This is a genomic window from Bacillus sp. J14TS2 (assembly GCF_018333015.1).
Classification (GTDB): domain Bacteria; phylum Bacillota; class Bacilli; order Bacillales; family Bacillaceae_C; genus Lederbergia.
This window is the reverse complement of the sequence record NZ_BORE01000005.1, coordinates 1-20,689: the sequence shown is the minus strand read 5'-3', so window position 1 is coordinate 20,689 and position 20,689 is coordinate 1. Positions and strand designations below refer to the sequence as shown.

The window sequence follows — 20,689 nt, the reverse complement described above, 5'->3', positions numbered from 1 at the left end:
ATTATTTTAAAGGGGGTGGTATATGGATGGGTGATCACTAGATTAATAGGAAAGCTACATGGAGAATAAGTACTTGAAGGAGGAGAAATATTGGGAATAAGTAGATGGGGAAGAAACTTTAGTATTATTCTGATGCTAGCCCTCTTTTTTTTGCTGGGAAACCTTTCTTTAGAAGTAAAGGCAGACACTGAAAGTGATACAGAGAACCAACTAATAAATGGTTTGAAGGGTGAATTCTACACAAGTTCACAACCAGGAAGCTTCGACTTTGGAAAGAAAACAGCAACAATTATCACACCAAACATTGAATTCCGAGATTTAAACCCAATTCTAAAACAGTTAACTGGCCAAGATGATCATGTGACTGTGAGATGGACAGGACAGATACAACCTGAATTTACAGAAGAATACAGCTTCTCAATGATTGGAGATAATGGATTTAGGTTATGGATAGATGATGAACTTGTGATCGATCATTGGGTAAATGATTGGGACAATGAACAAATCAGTGATCCAATTGCACTGAATGCTGGAGAATTGTATGATATAAAAATTGAATATTTCGAAGACGTTGGTGGCGCATATTTGAGACTGAATTGGGAGAGTCCTTCCCAAGTAAAAGAAGTTGTTCCGCATAAGCGTTTATTCCTGCCGAAAGGATACGAGCTAACGGGTCCATCCAGCGCCGTTATTAATGAGGATGGTAAAAGCGTAGAGTTGAATTTTGAAGAAGATCTAAACGAGTTGCCGGATAATATTTCTAATCACTTTTCCAAAATAGGAAATAGCAAGATAATCTCAGCTGAATTAAAGAAGGGAGATCAATCAAGTATTATTCTTACACTGGACTATCCAATCACTAGTAAGGATAATCCTACTCTTCTGCTAACTTATGATGGAAAAGGAAAAATTACGACGAAGAAGAATACAGAAATAGAATCATTTAAAGTATTTGCTGACAACCATTCAACCTATTTAATTTCTTCACCTTGGGCAGAAAAGGTAGATAAAGATCATGTACTTCCAGAATACCCAAGACCGCAGTTGGTTCGTGAGCAATGGTTAAATTTAAATGGCACTTGGGAATTTGAAGCAGCATTAGAGGAAGACTCTTTGCCAACAGGAAAAACATTAGCAGAAGAAATTCTAGTACCATTTGCTGTTGAATCAAAACTTTCTGGAATAGAGCGACATGAGGACCATATGTGGTATAAGCGACAATTCACTATTCCAGAGACATGGTCTGGGGACGACGTATTATTACATTTTGGTGCTGTTGATTATGAAACTTTTGTTTATGTGAATGGAACTGAGGTCGGGAAACATAAGGGCGGCTATGATGCGTTCAGTTTTAATATAACGAAGCATCTAGTAGATGGTGAGAATGAGATTATCGTTGAAGTTATTGATAAAACTGATACAAATCAAGCGCTTGGAAAACAAAGATTAAGACCAGAAGGAATCTGGTACACATCTGTATCAGGTATTTGGCAAACTGTCTGGCTTGAACCTGTAGCAAATGCGCATATCAATAATTTGAAAATGACACCGGAAATTAACGGGGAATACTTAAGCTTAATTACAGAAGCACAAGGAAATACAAATGAGACTGTTGAAGCCATTGCCTATAAAGAGGGAGAAGAAGTAGGGAGAGTGAGCGGTAATGTTGGGGAAGAACTCCAAGTCCCAGTAAAAGATCCCCATTTATGGTCGACCACTGATCCTTTCCTATATGACTTAGAAGTTCGCTTAATGAAAGATGATTCGGTTGTTGATAATGTTACCAGTTATTTTGGAATGAGAGAAATTAAAACCGGGATGGTAGATGGAAAACTTCGTCCATTATTGAATGGAGAGTTTATATTCCAAATGGGACCACTTGATCAAGGCTATTGGCCAGAGGGTCTTTATACAGCACCAACAGATGAAGCCTTGAAGTTTGATATCGAACAGGCAAAGAATATTGGTTTTAATATGATTCGTAAACATGCAAAAGTAGAGCCACAGCGATTCCATTATTGGACAGATAAATTGGGGATACTTGTATGGCAGGATATGCCAATGCAATTTAACAACTCACCAACAAAAGCAAATGCTGATCAATTTGAGCATGAATTTGAGGAAATTATCAACGAGCACTATAACTCTCCATCCTTAATTCTTTGGACTGTATTTAATGAGGCATGGGGACAATATGATACAGAAAGATTGACGAATTGGGTAAAAGAGCTAGATCCCACACGTTTAATTTCGAATGCAAGTGGTTGGGATGATTACCCGGTTGGGGATGTTATTGACTTTCATGCATATGTTGGCCCAGCTTCGCCAACACCAACAGAGGATCGTATCGCGGTTTTAGGCGAGTATGGGGGACTAGGACTCCATGTTCCAGGCCATGAGTGGAGTGCAAATGTCTTTAATTATGAAATGCAAAATAGTAAGGAACAGCTAACTAACCGTTATCTTGGCTTAATTGATGGAATTAAAAAGTTTAAAGAAGAACCAGGTTTAAGTGCGGCTGTGTATACACAGCTTACGGATGTAGAAATAGAAATTAATGGTTTATTAAGTTATGACAGAAAACTTGAAAAGGCTGATTTCGATAAACTCCGTAAAGCGCATAGAGAATTAATCGGTATTGTGGATGTTAATGACTTATTAGAAATGATCGCGGAAGCCCAACAGCTTTTAGATAGTGCGAAGATTGGTTCAGAGCCGGGACAATATAGGCAAAATGTTATAGATGATCTGAAAAAAGTAATTACTGATGCACAAGTAATTGCTGATGACAGTTCTGTAACAGATGGAGAATTACGAGAAATGGTAACAGCATTAGAAAAGGCGATGGATGCTTTCAGTGATCAGGTAAATCCACCAATTACTGTTGGTGCCGTGGTAGATCATTTTGATAATGAGAATCTTGCAGATGACTGGTCTATTTTTAGAGAAAATGATAAGAAATGGAGCCTGACAGATGTTCCAGGGAAACTACGCATTAAAACATCTAAGGGTGATTCGTATCAAGAAACCAATAACCTAGTAAATCTATTTCTTAGGGATGCTCCTCAAGGTGATTTTGAAATTACAACTAAGGTGAACGCGCCTATTCGTAATAATCACCAACAGGCTGGTCTATACATTTGGGAAGATGAAGACAATTATGTTAGGTTAGGTCATGTTTGGGACACAACAGTCGCACCAAGTGGTTACAGTATTGAAACTGCAAAAGAAGAAAAAGGAAAATATAGTAAAGCGTCAAATATGGTGTCACACCCTAAAACAGATACGATGTACTTGAAACTGAAGAAGATTGGTAATCAGATAACTTCTTATTATTGGGATGGTAATGTATGGATTCAAGCTGCAGATCCCTTAACTGTCACACTAGAAAACATCCAAGTTGGATTTTATGGTACTTCGACAAATGCAGGGGATATAAATGCTGATTTTGATTATTTTACAATTCAATCCATAACTGATTTATCACAATTACAGGCACTGATCGACAAGGCCAAAGCAATTTCGAACGAAGATGGAAAATATACAGAAGAATCTTTTGCTTCATTACAATCAGCTATCGAGGTGGCGGAAGCAGCGTTAAAGACCATCGAGACAGAGGAAGAATTAGAAATTGCTCTTACTGACTTACAATTAGCCATCGATGGACTTGAACTTGTAAATGGTGGAAATGAACCGATTACCATTTCGGATATTTTGAAAGTGCTTTCTGAACATGAGGAAGAGTTAACACCTGAGACGTATCGAGCATTAGAGGTTCACTTAACAGCTGTTGGTCAATACGAGAAAAAGGCAGAAGCTACTAAAATCATTAAGCATATGAAGAATTTCAATAAATTACTTGATTATCAGTTAGGAGATAACTCGATTTCTCAGGAATTATACGAAATGCTGAAGGCAGATGCCGATTTGCTTATTCAAAAATGGAAAGATGCGTAAAGTAAGTTTTTTATAAAAAAGAGACTGGAACATAAGTATTTTCACCAAAGAAAAACCAAACGACTAGGGTGCATATATCCGCGTCGGAACTTTCTGCGGGCGAGTGGCAAGTCTCCTCTGGCTTCGCCTTCGGGGTCTTGCCGAACTCTCACCCCCGTAGCTTAACGTTTTAATTATGTCCCAGTCTCCCAGACAATTACAGCAATGTATCAATTTCCTATTTTATCGACCGGGAGATGACAATGAATTCTAAACGAAAAATCCTAGAAAGAAAAAGACCGAAAAGAAGAATCCAACAAGTTATTCATCTACTTCTACCTATCTATTTATTATGCTTAATTGGCTCACAACTAACAACACCGACAAGTGCCTCCTTTACTGATATGACGACCATCGTAGGCACATTATCATTGGAGAACGACTTTGGGGAAGAAGAGCAGGTAGATGCTTTCCGTGAAGACGAAGACCTTCCAGAAAATGGTGTGGTGGATGAGAAGATAGAATCTGACTCTGAACAGGAAAAGAAAGAATTAGATGAAATTCCACATACGGAAATTAATGAAGAAAAAGATCAAGAAATAGCTGATGAGAATCCTGAAGAAGTGCTAGAAGATCGAGGAGAGGAGAATATTGAACAAGATGAAGAACAAGATGTAGAGGATGAACTTGATGAACAAAATGTTACTGAACTAGATTCTGAAGAGCATTAGAATCAATTTCTCAAAAATCAGATCTATCGGAGTGAAGGAACAATGAAAGGCAAAACCATTCTGAAATGGTTGGGGAATAGTATCACAACCCTATTTATTATGCTATTAGTCTGCGCAGTTTTTGTGGTTATTTCATCACGAGCAGCAGGGGGAGAGCCTAGCCTGTTTGGCTACCAATTAAAAGCCGTTTTATCGGGTTCCATGGAACCGGAAATGCCAGTTGGATCGATCATTTTGGTTCAACTAACGGATGAAAATAGTACCTTTACAAATGGAGATGTTATTACATTCAGAACAGACGAGAATATATTGATCACTCACCGAATTTTGGAAATTGAGAATGGTGGACAACGCTTTATTACGAAAGGAGATAATAATAACGGACCTGATGTGGAACCTGTTATGAACCAGAATATTGTTGGCAAATACTCAGGAGTGGCGGTTCCTTATGTAGGATATATCTTCCACTATTTGAATACAAAACAAGGTGCCTTTCTACTGCTATTTCTACCTGGCCTATTCTTTCTAGGACATGCACTATTTACTATTTGGCGGGCCCTACGTCTCATTGAATCACCTAATGAATCGAAACTAACTGAAGAATAGTTAACCACTAATTAAAAAATGGAGGGGAAAATCAATGAATCTAAAAAAACAATTAACAACAGGTCTATTGTCCGCGGTACTAGGTGTTACCTTAATAGGAAGTGGAACATATGCCTATTTTAGTGATAGTGCAGAAACAAATAATACATTTGCAGCAGGGACATTAGATCTTTCAGTTAATCCTACACAAATTATTAATGTTGATAATATAAAACCAGGGGACTCCTTTATTCGTGATTTTGAACTGCATAATAATGGTACAATGGATATTGGAAAAGTACTATTAGAAGCCTCCTATACTGTGGTAGACGCAAAGGGAGATAATACAGAGGATTTTGGAGAGCATATTGAAGTGGAATTTCTCTATAATTTGGACAAATTCGATGAAGTCATTTATCAAACCACTTTGGCGGAATTAAAGAATTTGAATCCAGAAGTAATAAATGAAAAAGTTTTTGGTGAAATTTTTGATGGTGAAGGCCTTCCAGTCGGTGGAGAAAATGATCTAGTAGTAAAATTCACCTTTAAAGATAATGGTACAGATCAAAATCAATTCCAAGGCGACTCGCTTGATCTTACTTGGACATTTAACGCACAGCAAAAAGAGGGCGAACAAAGGTAAACATAAATCTATAACAATGCTAAAGCAGTCCCTGCCTGTTCATTTGGTGGGGACTGCTTTGTGTTGTATTTAAGTATCTCCCAAGACAATTACCATATATAGATAAAAAAGTTAAGTCTCATCCTATATACTGTGTTATTATACATTGTGGTAACTATAATAGAATTGGGGAGAAGGAATTTGGACGCAAGAGATTTTCAAAAATGGATCGATTCTTATTACGAAGAAAGAGGCTGGGCGGATTTAGATATCTTTGTACGAATCGGCTTTTTGTCAGAAGAAACGGGAGAGGTAGCAAGAGCGATTAGAGCACTGGAAATAGGTAGAGATCGACCAGATGAAGTAGAGGGAACTTTTGATGAGTGTAAGAAAAATCTAACAGAAGAATTAGGCGATGTACTAGGAAATGTCGCAGTGATTGCCAATAAGTATAATATTGATTTTGAAGATATTTTTTCACAACATCGAAATAAATTGTTTGATCGCTATCAAAAATAGAAGGGGGACGGACCATGAATATTAAAACAATAGCCGTGTTCTGTGGCTCAAATGTTGGAAATAAAGAAATATATCTGGATAATGCCAAAAAGCTAGGAGAAGAATTAGCCGCTAGTGATAGGATGTTAGTTTATGGCGGTGCGCAAGTTGGTTGTATGGGAGCATTAGCTGATTCAGCTTTAAATAGCGGTGGCAACGTTGTTGGAGTTATCCCGAAAAAATTACAGGATGTTGAAATAGCGCATAGGAACCTAACGGAACTTTATGTTGTTGAAACAATGCATGAACGGAAAGCAAAAATGGCTGAGTTGGCAAATGGATTTATTGCCCTCCCAGGAGGTGCAGGAACATTAGAGGAATGGTTTGAGGTATTCACTTGGGCACAGCTTGGGTACCACCAAAAACCATGTGGATTATTAAATGTAAATGGTTTTTTTGATCCATTAATGTCTATGTTGAATTATACTATTGAAGAAGGGTTTATGAATAGTAAGTATCGTGATTTGATCGTGATTGATTCTGAGCCGAAGCGTTTATTAGATAAAATGGAAAATTACTCTCCACCTTTAAAGGCGAAATGGGAATAACTTATCGTGCATAGGGGAAGATGCTAATCCTGATCTTTTTTTCTGCTTTGGAGAATAGGGAGTGGGTATGAAGACTTATTATAAATATGGCCTTTTCTTGCTAGTACTTTTTTGGATGGTCCTAATCTTTACTTTATCTAATCAACCGAAAACAGATTCGAGAGAGTTAAGCTCAAGCTTAACGGAGAAGGTATTGTCAACGATTGAAATAGTTTTACCTGATCTAGAGGTTAATGAAGAACGTTTGCATCATATTATTAGGAAGAATGCTCACTTCTTGGCCTATTGCTTGTTAGGAGTTTTGGTGATTTTTTCCATCAATCGGATGAAACTAGCGCCAATTCGGAGCATTGGACTGGCCATGGCGGTTTGTATCTTGTTTGCCATTTCCGATGAAGTTCATCAACTATTTGTACCTGGACGCGGGGCTGAAGTAAAAGATGTACTGATTGATAGCGCTGGGGCAAGTGTGGGAATAGGATTATATGTATGTATCACCAGATTTCTGAAAACGTCAATGAGTTCTCGAAGAATAGGGAGGGGAAAAGTTTGAAAGTTAGAAAAGCGATTATCCCTGCAGCAGGATTAGGGACGAGATTCTTGCCAGCAACAAAAGCAATGCCGAAAGAGATGCTCCCAATTTTAGACAAGCCGACGATTCAATATATTATTGAAGAAGCGATCGCCTCCGGAATAGAGGAAATTTTGATCGTAACAGGAAAAAGCAAGAGGGCGATTGAAGATCATTTTGATCGTTCTTTTGAGTTGGAGAGTGAACTAGAAAAGCAGAATAAACTAGATTTGCTTGAGCTCGTCCAAGGAATTTCTAATATGATAGATATTCATTATATTCGTCAAAAAGAGCCGAAAGGATTGGGACACGCTATTTATTGTGCACGTACCTTTGTTGGAGATGAACCATTTACGGTGCTTTTAGGCGATGATGTTGTACATAACGAGGAAAAACCTTGTTTGCGGCAAATGCTGGAGGCTTATGAAGAATATGGGACATCGATATTAGGGGTCCAAGAAGTGGAACCTGAAAATGTGCATAAATATGGGATAGTTGCTGGAGAGAAAATGTCTGACCATGTTTATTCGGTACATGATTTAGTTGAAAAGCCAACACTTGAGGAAGCTCCTTCAAATGTCGCAATTTTAGGCCGTTATATTATTAATCCGAGTATTTTTGCGGTGCTTGAGCACACGCCACCAGGAAAGGGTGGAGAAATCCAACTAACCGATGCTCTAAGGGAGCTAGCGCAATATGAAGCGATGTTTGCATATCAATTTGAAGGAAGACGTTACGATGTTGGCAATAAGCTAGGATATTTGGAAGCGACCGTAGAAGCTGCTCTGCGCCGTCAAGATATACGAGATGAATTTCTTCATTATCTAATGGAAGTTGTCGAAAAGGCCAAAGGCTAGCATTTCGTAGCTTTATCCCGCATTAACTGGCTGTAAGACCCCCACTTCAAGAATTCGTGGGAAAACCTGGAATTGTGAGTGGGGGATGAAGGAAAACCCCCACTGATTGTACTTTCAACTAGGGAGATATTGTGGGGATGTTTAAGTTCTAATAAGTATCGTCTCCAGATAAGTGCGAAATACTATTAATAAATAGAGAACAGATTTTTCGCCGAAGTGATAACCGGCTTTTTATGGGCAGGAAGGATGAAAAGTTAGAGATGGAAACATCAGCGCAATTATTAAATGAATTGAAAAAGATTGAGAAATGGGAGCAGTCCCAGAAAGGATTATGGTTTTGGGAGAGGATTGGCCGTCTACCTTTCCAACTTTTAGACAAACTTACACCAACTTTTTTGCAAAGAAAGATGGGGATTCTTCTTGACGAGTTAGGCAAATATATTCAATCAGGTGGAAGGTATTTAAGTTCAGTCTCATCATTAAAGTCCTATTATCCTCGGCAAAATATCCATACGTTAGAAGATTTGGAGTTAATTCCAGTAAAGCAAATGGATGATGCTGTTAAGAGACTGAGAAAGAAGCGAAAGCGATTAGCAACCTTCCAAGGTGCAAGCATCGGAATTGGCGGTTTCATCACTATATCGATTGATATTCCATTCCTATTAGGCCTGCAATTAAAAACTCTTCAAGATATTGCTATTTGTTATGGCTATCATCCAAATGATCAAAAGGAACGATTGTATATATTAAAAATTCTCCAACTTGTTTCATCAGATATTGTTGGAAAGCGAACAATCTTAAAGCAACTATCCGTCATAAATTCTTCTGATGAAGCTGCTCATAGAGAGATTATTTCGGAACTGCAAGGGTGGAGAGAAGTGGTTATGACTTATCGAGACCAAGTTGGCTGGAAAAAGTTATTCCAAATGATCCCCATTATTGGTTCGATTTTCGGGGCTATGACTAATCGTTCCACACTTCATGATTTATCGGAAGCAGGGATGATGCTCTATCGAAAGAGGAAAATTAAAGAACGTTTAAGACAAAACGGATCCAGCATCATTAAAACGGAATACCAATCAGAAAATAAGAGTGAGTAAATCAATAAGACCACTATCCAGTAAGGGAATAGTGGCCTGCAATTTGTTATCCAATTTCGTCGGTGAGCTTCTCGATTTGATCGATCAAATCGCCAATATAGCTAATTGTATCTCGTAATGGTTGATCTGTTGTAATATCGATTCCTGCCATTTTCGCTAGTTCTGCTGGATTTTTAGAGCCACCAGCCTGAAGGACTTTTAACCAATCTTCGACTGCCGGTTTTCCTTCATTCAAAACACGTTTCGCCATTTCTGTGGAGATCGTTAAACCAGCGCTGTATGTGTAAGGATACAAGCCCATGTAATAATGTGGTTGACGCATCCATGTTAATTCGGCACCATCATTGATAACGACATCCTCACCCCAAAATTCTTCTAGAACTCCTCTTTTTAGTTCGTTGAGGATCGTGGCGTTGACATTACTGCCTTCATCGATGAGTTCGTAAACCTTCCGTTGATAGGCTGCTTCAAGCAAGTGAGTAACGAAATTATGATAATAGGTACGCGAAATAATGGAGGACAGTACCCAGCGTTTGAATCTCGGGTCATCCGAATTTTTTAGTAGATGATTGGCCATCAGCATTTCATTCATGGTCGATGGGGCCTCAATAAAATACATGGAGGCATCTCCGTTAAATACACTTTGATGTTTGTAAGCATTATAGAAATGTCCGGCATGACCAAGTTCATGTGCAAGAACGAATACATCTTCCATACTTCCCGTCCATGAAATCAAAATATACGAATGGTTTCCATATGGACTAGCACAGAAGGCACCGGTTGATTTTCCAGTGTTTTGTGCGAAATCGATCCATCGCTCAGAATAAGCTCGATCAACCATATCTGTATAGTCTTTTCCCATAATGACGAGGGCATCATCAATATATTTCTTTGACTCCTCTATCGTTACTGTTGGTTCATAGGAAGGGTCAACAGGAATTTTTAAATCCGCAAACGTCACTTCATCTAATTGATGAATTTTTTGTAATAGTTTTGCATACTTACGCATATGTGGAGCCAATTCTTTCATAATTACATCGATTTGGCGATTATACATCGATCGGTCTACATCTTGCTCCATCAATAGATAGTCAATAACAGATGAGTATCCTCGTAAATCAGATGTTGTTTTCTCCGTTTGTAAGTGCATATCATATGTTTTGGCTGTGGTATGTTGATAATCTCGCAACTTAGCAGAGAACGCAGCAAATGCAGCACGTCTCTTTTCAGTATCTGGATTTGATTCCCAACTACCTTCAAAAGAAACATAACTAAGTGGATACTTCTCATCATTCACTTTAAAATCAGGAAATGTCATGTCCACTAATTTTGTCGTGTTATACAAACTATAAGGTGCCTGGAAAGTGGAGGAGAACGCAGCTAATGTCTTCTCAACCTCTGGATGAAGCTGGTATGGCTTTTTCTTAATAATATCTTTCAGTAATACAGCATAATCTTCTGATTGAGCACTTGCATCCTGTAAAACCTCTACTGATAGCTCCGATAACTCACTCATAAGAAAAGAAGTTTGACTGGAAATTTTCGCAGCCACTGAACCGAATTTGCTATCACGCATCTGTGCTTGATCATCCGCTTGATCCACACTAGCCGCAAGAGAAGCATATGTACCAATTGGAATAAGCTGCTCATACAACCTTCGATATCCATCCAATGCCTTTATCGCAGACCCAGCATCCCGAATCGTCCCTTTATAAGCACCTGCAAACTCTACTGCCTCCTTCCCTACAGCATCCAAAGCCTGCTCATAAACCTCTTCCGTTGCAAACAAATCCTCTAAATTCCATGTCTCTTCTTCCTTAACCTGTGTGCGTGTAGGTAAGCTCTGTACCAAATGGCCCCACTCCTTTATTTAAAAATCCTTTAACTCTACTATTAGTATAATATATAAAGCTGGAAGATGACAAAATGGGGACAGGCCCCCGCTGGTTTAAAGCGTTAAAGGATCACTGATGATATATTTTGTTTTCTCTACAATTGGTTTCTATAAATGATAAAATAAGGACTATAGTAGGATGTTGTAATATGAAAAGTTGGCATTTTTTGCCGTTTTTGAGAGGATTTTGTATATTAAACTAGAAGTATACTGTATAATTCAATTGAGGAAAGGAGAGTTCTAATGAAGAAAAGAGTCATTTTACCTAGTTTGTGTTTTGCAGTCTTATCTACTGTAGCTTTTGAGCAAACAATTCAGGCTGCTGAGCCGCCAAGCGGGATTGAGTCACAGCAGGATGTGAGTTATGTCTCTGTTGATCAGGGTTCTAGTTTAAATATGCGAGCGGAGGCTTCCGCAAGTGCTTCTATTGTTAGTAAACTAGCAAATGGCACATCTGTCATCGTGATTTCGGAAGCGAATGGCTGGGTTAAAATTAGTGCGAATGGAAAAACAGGTTTTGTAAGTAAGCAGTATTTAACAACAGGGAAAAAATCAGAGAACAAGCCGGCTACTCCTAAGTCAACCTCTGTCAAAACGGAAACAAAGTATGTCTCTGTGAATGCGGGCTCTACTTTGAATTTACGTAGCAGTGCAAATGGCAGTGCGTCGATCATCGCTAATCTCAAAAATGGTACAGCGGTAAGCGTGGAATCAGAATCCAAGGGCTGGGCAAAGGTAAAAGTGAATGGGAAGACCGGGTATGTGAGCAGCCAATTTTTATCAGGCAAGAAGAGCTCGACACCATCTAAACCATCCACGCCATCAACCCCAGCACCATCTAAAACAGAAACGAAATATGTGTCAGTGGATGCAGGCTCTGTTTTAAATCTACGCAGTAGTGCGAGCGCCAGTGCGTCAATAATTGACAGCCTTAAGAATGGTATCGCGGTAAGCGTAGAATCGGAATCCAAGGGCTGGGCAAAGGTAAAAGTGAATGGGAAGACCGGGTATGTAAGCAGCCAGTTTTTAACAGGCAAGACAAGCACAAATCCGTCCAAACCATCCACGCCATCAACCCCAGCACCATCTAAAACAGAAACAAAATATGTGTCAGTGGATGCGGGCTCGAGCTTAAATCTTCGTAGTAGTGCAAGCGCCAGTGCATCAGTTATCGGCAGCCTTAAGAATGGGATCGCGGTAAGCGTAGAATCGGAATCCAAGGGCTGGGCAAAGGTAAAAGTGAATGGGAAGACTGGGTATGTAAGTAGCCAATTTTTATCAGGCAAGACAAGCACAAATCCGTCCAAACCATCCACGCCAGCACCATCTAAAACAGAAACAAAATATGTGTCAGTGGATGCAGGCTCGAGCTTAAATCTTCGTAGTAGTGCAAGCGCTAGTGCATCAGTTATCGGCAGCCTTAAGAATGGTATCGCGGTAAGCGTAGAATCGGAATCCAAGGGCTGGGCAAAGGTAAAAGTGAATGGGAAGACTGGGTATGTAAGCAGCCAGTTTTTAACAGGCAAGACAAGCACAAATCCGTCCAAACCATCCACGCCAGCACCATCTAAAACAGAAACAAAATATGTGTCAGTGGATGCGGGCTCTAGCTTAAATCTTCGTAGTAGTGCAAGCGCCAGTGCATCAGTTATCGGCAGCCTTAAGAATGGTATCGCGGTAAGCGTAGAATCAGAATCCAATGGTTGGGCGAAGGTAAAAGTGAATGGGAAGACTGGGTATGTAAGCAGCCAGTTTTTAACAGGCAAGACAAGCACAAATCCGTCCAAACCATCCACGCCAGCACCATCTAAAACAGAAACAAAGTATGTGTCAGTGGATGCGGGCTCGAGCTTAAATCTTCGTAGTAGTGCAAGCGCTAGTGCATCAGTTATCGCCAGCCTTAAGAATGGTGTAGCAGTAAGCGTAGAATCAGAATCCAATGGTTGGGCGAAGGTAAAAGTGAATGGGAAGACTGGGTATGTAAGCAGCCAGTTTTTAAAATCAGGAAAAGAAACCGCCGATCCGACACCACAAACGAAATATACTAAAGGTGCATCGGTTTCTGGAATAAGTATGTATACTAAGCCATCAACGAAATCTTCTGTTATGGTTAAAATCGCATCTGGAATACCAGTTGTCGTCTATTCGGAAGAAAATGGCTGGGCAAAAGTTAAGGCATACGGGGAAGAAGGATACATAGAATCCAAGTTTCTTTCTGATACAAATGAGATCAGTAAGGACCATGAAAATGATGCTCAAGAAGATTTACGATATGTGGAAGTGGACCCAGGTTCAAGCTTAAACATGCGCTCTTCTGCTTCTACTAGTGGCTCAATTGTCAGCAAATTATCCAGAGGAACGATCGTAAAAGTTCTCTCAGAGAAAAATGGTTGGGCAAAAGTATCGGCAAATGGGAAAGAGGGCTATGTAAGCACGCAATATTTAACAAGTGAGATTAAAGTTCCAGAGGGACAACAAAAGGAAACAGTCTATAGTCAATATGATTATACCATCGACGAATTTGTAGATATACAGATGAAGGCAAATCCACAAACAGATTCAAAATACGATACTTACATTAGAGAAGATGCATTATCCGTGAATTCTAATGTTGGAACAGTACAAGGATCTGGCTGGAATGTAAGAGGCGGAGCTGGAACCGGATTTTGGACAGTTGGACAAGTTTCCAATGGTACGAAGTTAAATATTCTTTCTTCAGTAAAAGGGACGGATGGGTATACATGGTACCAAGTTGATTTTAAAAAGGCTTGGGTGAATGCAAGTCCAGAGGATGTTAAGTACTATATTGATCCTAATAATTTTGCTGAAGATCCGATTAAATCCCTGCAGTTTGTCAATCTCGCAACTTCCACTAAGGTTCAGGAGAAAGAGGTTAATAACCAAATACTTTCTGGAAAAGGCATATTAAGTGGAAAAGCATCTGCGTTTATCCAAGCAGGGGAATCACTAGGTGTGAATGAAATGTACTTAATTTCACATGCTCTGCTTGAAACAGGAAATGGACAATCAACCTTGGCAAATGGTGTAAAAGTGAATGGAAAAACTGTTTATAATATGTATGGAATAGGCGCTTTCGATGGAGATGCTGTTGCTAAAGGGGCGCAGTTTGCATACAATGCAGGCTGGTTTACACCTGAGCAAGCGATCATTGGTGGAGCACAATACATTTCAAAAGGTTATATTCATGCCAACCAAAACACTTTATACAAAATGAGATGGAATCCAGACGAAGCTAATAAAACCGGCAAGGCTACACATCAATATGCTACAGATATTGGTTGGGCAAACAAGCAAATTTATCAGCTTCACAATTTATATAGTCTTGTAAACTCTTATAATTTAGTATTCGATATACCAGTTTATAAGGCAAAATAGAACAAGGCTCCAATCAGTCGATCTTTTCGGCAGAATGGAGCTTTTTTGATAAGAATGGCTTCATTTTATCGCGCATGAAGGACAGCCGCCAAACTCAAGGTTTTAGATACGGGGTGCGGAACAGACAAGTATGGGGAGAATGCTCTAGTAGTAAAATAGAAACTATGATGGTAATATAAACAGTAATCCGTTTTGCTATTTTATGTAAGCGAAAACAATTTTGTCTTTTTAAAAAGATAATGAAGCATAAAGTTTTTCTTAAGATTGCTTTAAGGCTAGCAGTTGTTGTCCATCTCCCAGCTCCAGGCTCCATCGGCGTTGCGACGTACAGGATGTACTAGTGCAGACGATGCGCCAGGACGTCGCGAACTTAGCCGATGTTTTGCATAATAACCTGAGCCAAAGAAAGGCAAAAAACACCTTTCTTTGGCTCAGGAACATTTACTTGTCGAAGGTAGCGGGTGCCTGCTCTTTTCTTATGAAGGTTTGATCACAGTGGAGGGATTAGATGAAAAGTATCGTTTGTGAAGAGCCCCATAGATTAAGAATGAAAGAGATTCCTTTTCCTACAAAGAAAGTGGGGGAGGCGCTCATTCGTATTAAAAGAATAGGGGTTTGTGGAACTGATCTACATGCTTACAAAGGAAATCAGCCTTATTTTACGTATCCCCGCATTTTGGGTCATGAGTTGAGCGGTTTGATTATCGAAATTGATCAAAATGATGCGGGATTAGAGGTTGGTGATTCAGTGTCTGTTATTCCGTATCTACATTGTGGTAGCTGCATCGCTTGTCGCAACGGAAAAACAAATTGTTGTACAAGTTTGAGTGTGATCGGCGTTCATCAGGATGGTGGCATGTGCGAAGTATTATCTGTCCCAGTTCAAAATTTAGTAAAGGCAGATGGGATTACGTTGGATCAGGCCGCCATTATGGAACCACTTGCTATTGGCGCTCATGCTGTTAGACGATCAGCGGTAAGGGGAGGGGAAACTGTGCTTGTCATTGGAGCGGGTCCCATTGGGCTTGGTGTCATGGCTTTTGCTAAGCAACAAGGGGCAAGGGTGATAGCAATAGATGTAAACGAGGAAAGATTGCAGTTTTGCAAAGCATGGGCACAAGTGGATGCAACGATCCGAGCAGGTGAACAGTCTGTTTCAATACTAGAAGAGCAGACAAGCGGAGATTTGCCTACGGTTGTATTTGATGCAACGGGAAATGTCCATTCTATGGAAGCTGCCTTTCAGTATGTAGCTCATGGTGGAAAATTAATCTATGTCGGTTTAGTAGAAAATAAGATTCGCTTCTTTGATCCTGATTTTCACAAAAAGGAACTAACGCTATTAGGTAGTCGGAACGCAACATCTGAAGACTTTGCCTATGTTTTAAAGAATTTGCAAACAGGTGTTATTAAAAGTAGGGACTATATTACTCACCATTGCTCATTTAATGAAGTCTTGAATCAGTTTAGTCATTGGTTATTACCTGAATCTAAGGTCATTAAGGCTATGATTGAGTTGTAAAATGATGGAGAGATTAATAGATCAACTCCTTATTCATTATAGATAAAATGAGAGAGTGCAAAAGAGTAATCCAAGGTTTTTTTAATAAAACGGATAGTAGGGAGAGTGATTCAGTATGACGTATCAGGCGGAATTAGTATTAGATTTGCAAGCTGCTCTGGGTGAAGGACCACATTGGGATGAAAGTCTAGAAATTTTATATTGGGTTGATATATTAGGTAAGAAATTGCATGCTTTTGATGCGAAGACAGAAGAAAATAATACATTTCAATTTGATCAGTATGTGAGTGCGGTTGTACCAGGAAAAGCCGGCCGTTTTCTACTAGCGATGGAGCATGGCATCTATCAATATGATATTCATCAAAATAATTTGACCTTCATTACGAATCCTGAAGATAGTCTTCCTCATAATCGTTTCAATGATGGAAAATGCGATCCAGCAGGACGGTTTTGGGCAGGAACGATGGCAATGAATGGAAAACTTGAACAAGGAAGTTTGTATCGTTTAGATGAAAAGAAAAAGATCACTCAAATGCTAGCCAATGTGAGTACATCCAATGGTTTAGCCTGGAGTCCTGATAACAAGCAAATGTATTTTATTGATACACCTACGAAAGAGGTTGCTGCTTTTGATTATGATAATGAGAATGGAGATATTTCTTTTCAAAAAATTGCTGTAAAGATTCCGGATGGGATGGGAAGTCCAGACGGGATGACGATTGATCAAGAAGGGATGATTTGGGTGGCTCATTGGGGCGGTGCCCGCATAACACGCTGGAATCCATCAACGGGAAAACTTCTCGATCAAGTACAAGTCCCAGCAAAAAATGTGACCTCGTGTGCTTTTGGTGGGAAGAATTTAGATGAGTTATATATCACGACCGCCAGAGATGGTTTAAGTGAGAACGAATTATTGGAGTATCCAAAATCAGGGGGATTATTTAAAGTAAAAACAGATGTAAAAGGAATAACGGGCTCTCGGTTTGAATGATCATTAATGCTCTCTAGAAAAATATAAATGCAGAATTCTAGCTATTCAGGAAGTTTCAAGCTACAATTTTGAAAGGGGATTCAATCCAAAACTATATACAGAAAGAAGGTTTATGAATGGTCTATCGAGCAATCGAGCAGCGCTATGAAACAATGAAATATAATCGTTCCGGTCAATCAGGTCTATTATTACCGGCCTTAACCCTAGGATTATGGCATAATTTTGGTGGAGTTGATTCATTTGAAAATGGTCGTGCCATTTTGCGTCGTGCATTTGATCTTGGGATTACACATTTTGATCTAGCCAATAACTATGGTCCGCCGGCTGGATCGGCAGAAGAGATGTTTGGACAAATGGTCAAAACAGATTTTGCTCCTTATCGTGATGAAATGGTGATTTCTACAAAAGCGGGTTATTACATGTGGCCTGGTCCATATGGAGATTGGGGTTCAAGAAAGTATTTGATTTCCAGCCTGGATCAGAGTTTAAAACGAATGGGACTTGATTATGTAGATATTTTCTACTCGCATAGACCTGATCCTCATACACCGCTTGAAGAAACAATGCAAGCATTGGATACGGTTGTTCGCCAAGGAAAGGCTTTGTATGTGGGTATATCCAATTATTCCGCAGAACAAACGACGAAAGCAATTCAAATTCTGAATGATTTGGGAACACCTTTACTGATTCATCAGCCTTCTTATTCGCTGTTTAATCGTTGGATTGAGGACGGTTTGCAAGATGTATTGCAAGAAAATGGAGTAGGGTCGATTGCTTTCTCCCCATTAGCACAAGGGTTATTAACAAATAAGTATATACACGGGGTTCCTGAGGATTCACGGGCAGCAAAGCAGAATACCTTCTTGCAAAGAGATCAAGTGACTGACAAGGTAGTGAGTCGTGTTAAGCAACTAAATGATCTTGCAGCCGATCGAGGACAAAGTCTCGCACAAATGGCTCTAGCCTGGGTTTTGCGAGAAGGACATGTGACCTCCGCATTAATTGGAGCAAGTAAAGTCAGTCAAGTAGAAGAAAACGTAGAAGCATTAAACAATCTTACTTTTTCAAAAGAAGAATTGGCAAAAATCGAAAGTATTCTCGCAGATTAATGGTGGAACAACTTTGAGAGGATATACATCTAGCAGCAAAAGCCAAACTCTGCCTTGAACGATCAAGGAGAGTTTGGCTATTCGTTGTGATTTTTGAAATTATAAAACTCTTGGCGGTGTGGTAACTAGCTTATTTAGCGACGGCGCGAATTTAGCCTTTCTTCCTCTAGTTCAAGTCCCCTTGCACTTTTCTTGCCGAAAGAGAAGGGATTTTTATTCGAGATCTTCCTCAGGTTGAAAAAAGATAAACTTAGCTTTTTGATTGGTTGCAGGTCGTGTAGTGACCCAAATATCCATACCCCATTCTTCCATTTCATCTAATAAGCCTTTAATTGCTCCTTTTAGTGCCATACGCAGATTAGTATGTTTGCAAAAGCCCACGAGGCTTTCATCTCCCCAAATATAATAACTGGCAGATACGGAGATATGTGTATCATAAATCTCGTATGAGATTCGAATTCTTAAATCATTATACTGGGTCCAAAATGTGCCGCCGTCCTTAGGTACTGGTAGCATATTCAACCTCCTAGCTGTTTTTATTGGTTTTGTTCGATCCAGTGTACTAAAAAATAGTACGTTTGGATAATTTTAAGCTTTATAGAGGATGTTCAAAAAGTCCGGTAAAAATGACACTTCGAGATAAAGGATCTTCGACTAAGTACCGACACGTCCTGTGTCGAACGTCGAAGTCACCACCTCCTATGGAAGCTCGTTGGCTCGCTTTTCCGCTCCTCATGTACCTACTGTCGTACATTCCGGTGCTCAAAGCTTCGCCGCCTCGAACTTTCGACGTACAGGATGTACTAGTGTCGGTGTTGCTGACAGGACGTCAGCGTTTTTAACCGACTCGGTCCTTTTTATCCTCCTTTTTGAACTGGCCCTTATAAAAAAATTTGGGCACTGCATTCTTAATTGTTTGCCGCTCACTTTTTCCTCCCATAGCAGTATGTTTTATTATTGTATTTAGATTTCCCCCAAATATGTCTGTGATAATCCTTTCATTCTATCTACAACCACCATCAGCGAGGTTTTAAGGACGATTGAACCTGGATAAAGAATAAGCCCATTTTCCCTTGCAGTTTTTATCAGAATATCTTATAGTTAATAAAACCTATAAAAATACTAAGGAATGAGTGTGAAAAAATGACGTCAACGAAAACATTACTAAAAGTAGAAACAGCTGGAAAATGGGAAAGCGGAGTGAAAACGAGCATACAAATTCGCGACTTTGACTCGTTTGTTATTGATGAACCCACTTCTTTAGGTGGAACAGATGAAGGGGCAAATCCAGTTGAATTTGTGCTTGCTGGATTATCAGGATGTACATCTGTAATGATTGCCTTGATTGCTAAAGAACAGAATTTTTCCTTTGATGGGGTAGACTTTAAAAATATTGGAGAAATTGATCTTCAAGGATTAAAAGGAGTAGCAGGAGTATCTCCACACTTCCAATCTGTCACTTTTGACGTCATTGTCAAAACGAATGAAGATGATGAGAGACTTCAAGCTTTGAAGAAGGAAGTAGAGAAGCGCTGTCCTGTGATGAATTTACTTCTTGATGCAGGTGTTCCAGTACAATCCACTTGGAAAAGGGCAGAATAATACGACGAGACCATTACCAAGACATGGCAATGGTCTCATGTTAAAAGGTAAGTAAGTATAAGTTTCGGCTAATGCTTGATCCAGCTCCAGGCGCCATCGGCTCGAGGCTCGCAGGAGCGAGTCCATCGGCGAAGACATGCGGATGTGGCGACCTTAGCCGATGTTCCACGAAATAACCTGAGCCAATGAAAGGCAAAGAACGCCTTTCTTTGTCTCAGAACATTTGCTTGTCGAAGGTAGCGGGCGCCTTGCGCTTTTCTTATGGTTGAGGAAATTATAAAATTGTAGCCTGTGGATAACTGTTTACGTTGCGGTTTGTCATCCAGCTCCAGCGCCCAGCGACTAGCAAACTTTCAGCTTCTGTTTGCGTAAGTCAACATCGGCTCATGCTTCGCCGTGTTTCCTTTATCTCCGGGCTACAGGATGTAGGTCAGAACAGCGTTGCGCCAGGACGGCGCGTTTTTAGCTGTTCATCCTTATTATAAAAGTTTGTACGTCGCTAAACGGGCGCTTGCGCTTTTGTTCTTGTTAAGGAAACTATCACTAGCGTTGCATTAAATTTCCAGCCAAAAGTCAAGAGGAAATAACTATGCCAAAATTATGAATAATGGCAATTATCACTATAAAAGTCCATAAAAAAACCTTATAATTAGGGTATGGTAGTCCT

At 39.7% G+C, this 20,689-nt stretch carries 16 protein-coding genes; 14 read left to right on the top strand and 2 right to left on the bottom strand.

The window, feature by feature from the left end:
• Positions 1-90 precede the first annotated feature (90 nt).
• The 9 genes from KI375_RS09145 (at position 91) to KI375_RS09105 (ending at position 9,508) form a co-directional block, all read left to right on the top strand.
• On the top strand, positions 91-3,957 hold the full coding sequence (locus KI375_RS09145; RefSeq protein ID WP_212973208.1) for a PA14 domain-containing protein: 3,867 nt from the start codon (positions 91-93) through the stop codon (positions 3,955-3,957).
• 242 nt (positions 3,958-4,199) lie between these two features.
• Positions 4,200-4,667: a hypothetical protein gene (locus tag KI375_RS09140; RefSeq protein ID WP_212973207.1), complete on the top strand. Its 468-nt coding sequence runs from the start codon at positions 4,200-4,202 to the stop codon at positions 4,665-4,667.
• 42 nt (positions 4,668-4,709) lie between these two features.
• Positions 4,710-5,273, top strand: a complete 564-nt coding sequence (gene sipW / locus KI375_RS09135) for a signal peptidase I SipW (RefSeq protein ID WP_212973206.1) — start codon at positions 4,710-4,712, stop codon at positions 5,271-5,273.
• Positions 5,274-5,307: 34 nt separating this feature from the next.
• Positions 5,308-5,895 (top strand): CalY family protein, encoded by a 588-nt coding sequence (locus KI375_RS09130; protein WP_212973205.1) that lies wholly within the window; start codon positions 5,308-5,310, stop codon positions 5,893-5,895.
• 180 nt (positions 5,896-6,075) lie between these two features.
• Complete coding sequence (locus KI375_RS09125) at positions 6,076-6,393, top strand: MazG nucleotide pyrophosphohydrolase domain-containing protein (protein ID WP_212973204.1); 318 nt, start codon at positions 6,076-6,078, stop codon at positions 6,391-6,393.
• 20 nt (positions 6,394-6,413) lie between these two features.
• On the top strand, positions 6,414-6,980 hold the full coding sequence (locus KI375_RS09120; RefSeq protein ID WP_374706827.1) for an LOG family protein: 567 nt from the start codon (positions 6,414-6,416) through the stop codon (positions 6,978-6,980).
• Between the two features lie 67 nt (positions 6,981-7,047).
• A complete protein-coding gene (locus tag KI375_RS09115; protein WP_212973202.1) occupies positions 7,048-7,533 on the top strand; it encodes a VanZ family protein in 486 nt (161 codons plus the stop codon).
• Complete coding sequence (galU, locus tag KI375_RS09110; protein ID WP_244852458.1) at positions 7,530-8,408, top strand: UTP--glucose-1-phosphate uridylyltransferase GalU; 879 nt, start codon at positions 7,530-7,532, stop codon at positions 8,406-8,408. The genes KI375_RS09115 and galU overlap by 4 nt, the downstream gene beginning before the upstream one ends.
• A gap of 260 nt (positions 8,409-8,668) precedes the next feature.
• A complete protein-coding gene (locus tag KI375_RS09105) occupies positions 8,669-9,508 on the top strand; it encodes an EcsC family protein (protein ID WP_212973200.1) in 840 nt (279 codons plus the stop codon).
• Positions 9,509-9,554: 46 nt separating this feature from the next.
• Here KI375_RS09105 and pepF read toward each other — a convergent pair whose 3' ends face one another.
• Positions 9,555-11,360, bottom strand: coding sequence for an oligoendopeptidase F (pepF, locus tag KI375_RS09100; RefSeq protein WP_212973199.1), 1,806 nt, complete (start codon positions 11,358-11,360; stop codon positions 9,555-9,557).
• Between the two features lie 285 nt (positions 11,361-11,645).
• Here pepF and KI375_RS09095 point away from each other — a divergent pair, with 285 nt between their 5' ends.
• The 4 genes from KI375_RS09095 (at position 11,646) to mgrA (ending at position 18,420) form a co-directional block, all read left to right on the top strand.
• Entirely contained in the window at positions 11,646-14,798 is a 3,153-nt protein-coding gene (locus tag KI375_RS09095; RefSeq protein WP_212973198.1) for an SH3 domain-containing protein, read from the top strand.
• Positions 14,799-15,306: 508 nt separating this feature from the next.
• Positions 15,307-16,320: a zinc-binding alcohol dehydrogenase family protein gene (locus KI375_RS09090; RefSeq protein ID WP_212973197.1), complete on the top strand. Its 1,014-nt coding sequence runs from the start codon at positions 15,307-15,309 to the stop codon at positions 16,318-16,320.
• Between the two features lie 115 nt (positions 16,321-16,435).
• On the top strand, positions 16,436-17,311 hold the full coding sequence (locus KI375_RS09085) for an SMP-30/gluconolactonase/LRE family protein (protein WP_212973196.1): 876 nt from the start codon (positions 16,436-16,438) through the stop codon (positions 17,309-17,311).
• Positions 17,312-17,427: 116 nt separating this feature from the next.
• Complete coding sequence (gene mgrA, locus KI375_RS09080; RefSeq protein ID WP_212973195.1) at positions 17,428-18,420, top strand: L-glyceraldehyde 3-phosphate reductase; 993 nt, start codon at positions 17,428-17,430, stop codon at positions 18,418-18,420.
• Between the two features lie 213 nt (positions 18,421-18,633).
• Here mgrA and KI375_RS09075 read toward each other — a convergent pair whose 3' ends face one another.
• On the bottom strand, positions 18,634-18,936 hold the full coding sequence (locus tag KI375_RS09075; protein ID WP_212973194.1) for a hypothetical protein: 303 nt from the start codon (positions 18,934-18,936) through the stop codon (positions 18,634-18,636).
• A 627-nt stretch (positions 18,937-19,563) separates the two neighbouring features.
• Between KI375_RS09075 and KI375_RS09070 the strand changes: the two genes are divergently transcribed.
• Positions 19,564-20,022, top strand: a complete 459-nt coding sequence (locus tag KI375_RS09070; protein WP_212973193.1) for an OsmC family protein — start codon at positions 19,564-19,566, stop codon at positions 20,020-20,022.
• Positions 20,023-20,689 lie beyond the last annotated feature (667 nt).

Bases quoted from the DNA above. Each gene is read 5' to 3' on its own strand.
- KI375_RS09140 (WP_212973207.1), top strand. From the start codon at position 4,200: ATGAATTCTAAACGAAAAATCCTAGAAAGAAAAAGACCGAAAAGAAGA.
- sipW (WP_212973206.1), top strand. From the start codon at position 4,710: ATGAAAGGCAAAACCATTCTGAAATGGTTGGGGAATAGTATCACAACC.
- KI375_RS09130 (WP_212973205.1), top strand. From the start codon at position 5,308: ATGAATCTAAAAAAACAATTAACAACAGGTCTATTGTCCGCGGTACTA.
- KI375_RS09115 (WP_212973202.1), top strand. From the start codon at position 7,048: ATGAAGACTTATTATAAATATGGCCTTTTCTTGCTAGTACTTTTTTGG.
- KI375_RS09105 (WP_212973200.1), top strand. From the start codon at position 8,669: ATGGAAACATCAGCGCAATTATTAAATGAATTGAAAAAGATTGAGAAA.
- KI375_RS09095 (WP_212973198.1), top strand. From the start codon at position 11,646: ATGAAGAAAAGAGTCATTTTACCTAGTTTGTGTTTTGCAGTCTTATCT.
- KI375_RS09090 (WP_212973197.1), top strand. From the start codon at position 15,307: ATGAAAAGTATCGTTTGTGAAGAGCCCCATAGATTAAGAATGAAAGAG.
- KI375_RS09085 (WP_212973196.1), top strand. From the start codon at position 16,436: ATGACGTATCAGGCGGAATTAGTATTAGATTTGCAAGCTGCTCTGGGT.
- mgrA (WP_212973195.1), top strand. From the start codon at position 17,428: ATGGTCTATCGAGCAATCGAGCAGCGCTATGAAACAATGAAATATAAT.
- KI375_RS09075 (WP_212973194.1), bottom strand. From the start codon at position 18,936: ATGCTACCAGTACCTAAGGACGGCGGCACATTTTGGACCCAGTATAAT.
- KI375_RS09070 (WP_212973193.1), top strand. From the start codon at position 19,564: ATGACGTCAACGAAAACATTACTAAAAGTAGAAACAGCTGGAAAATGG.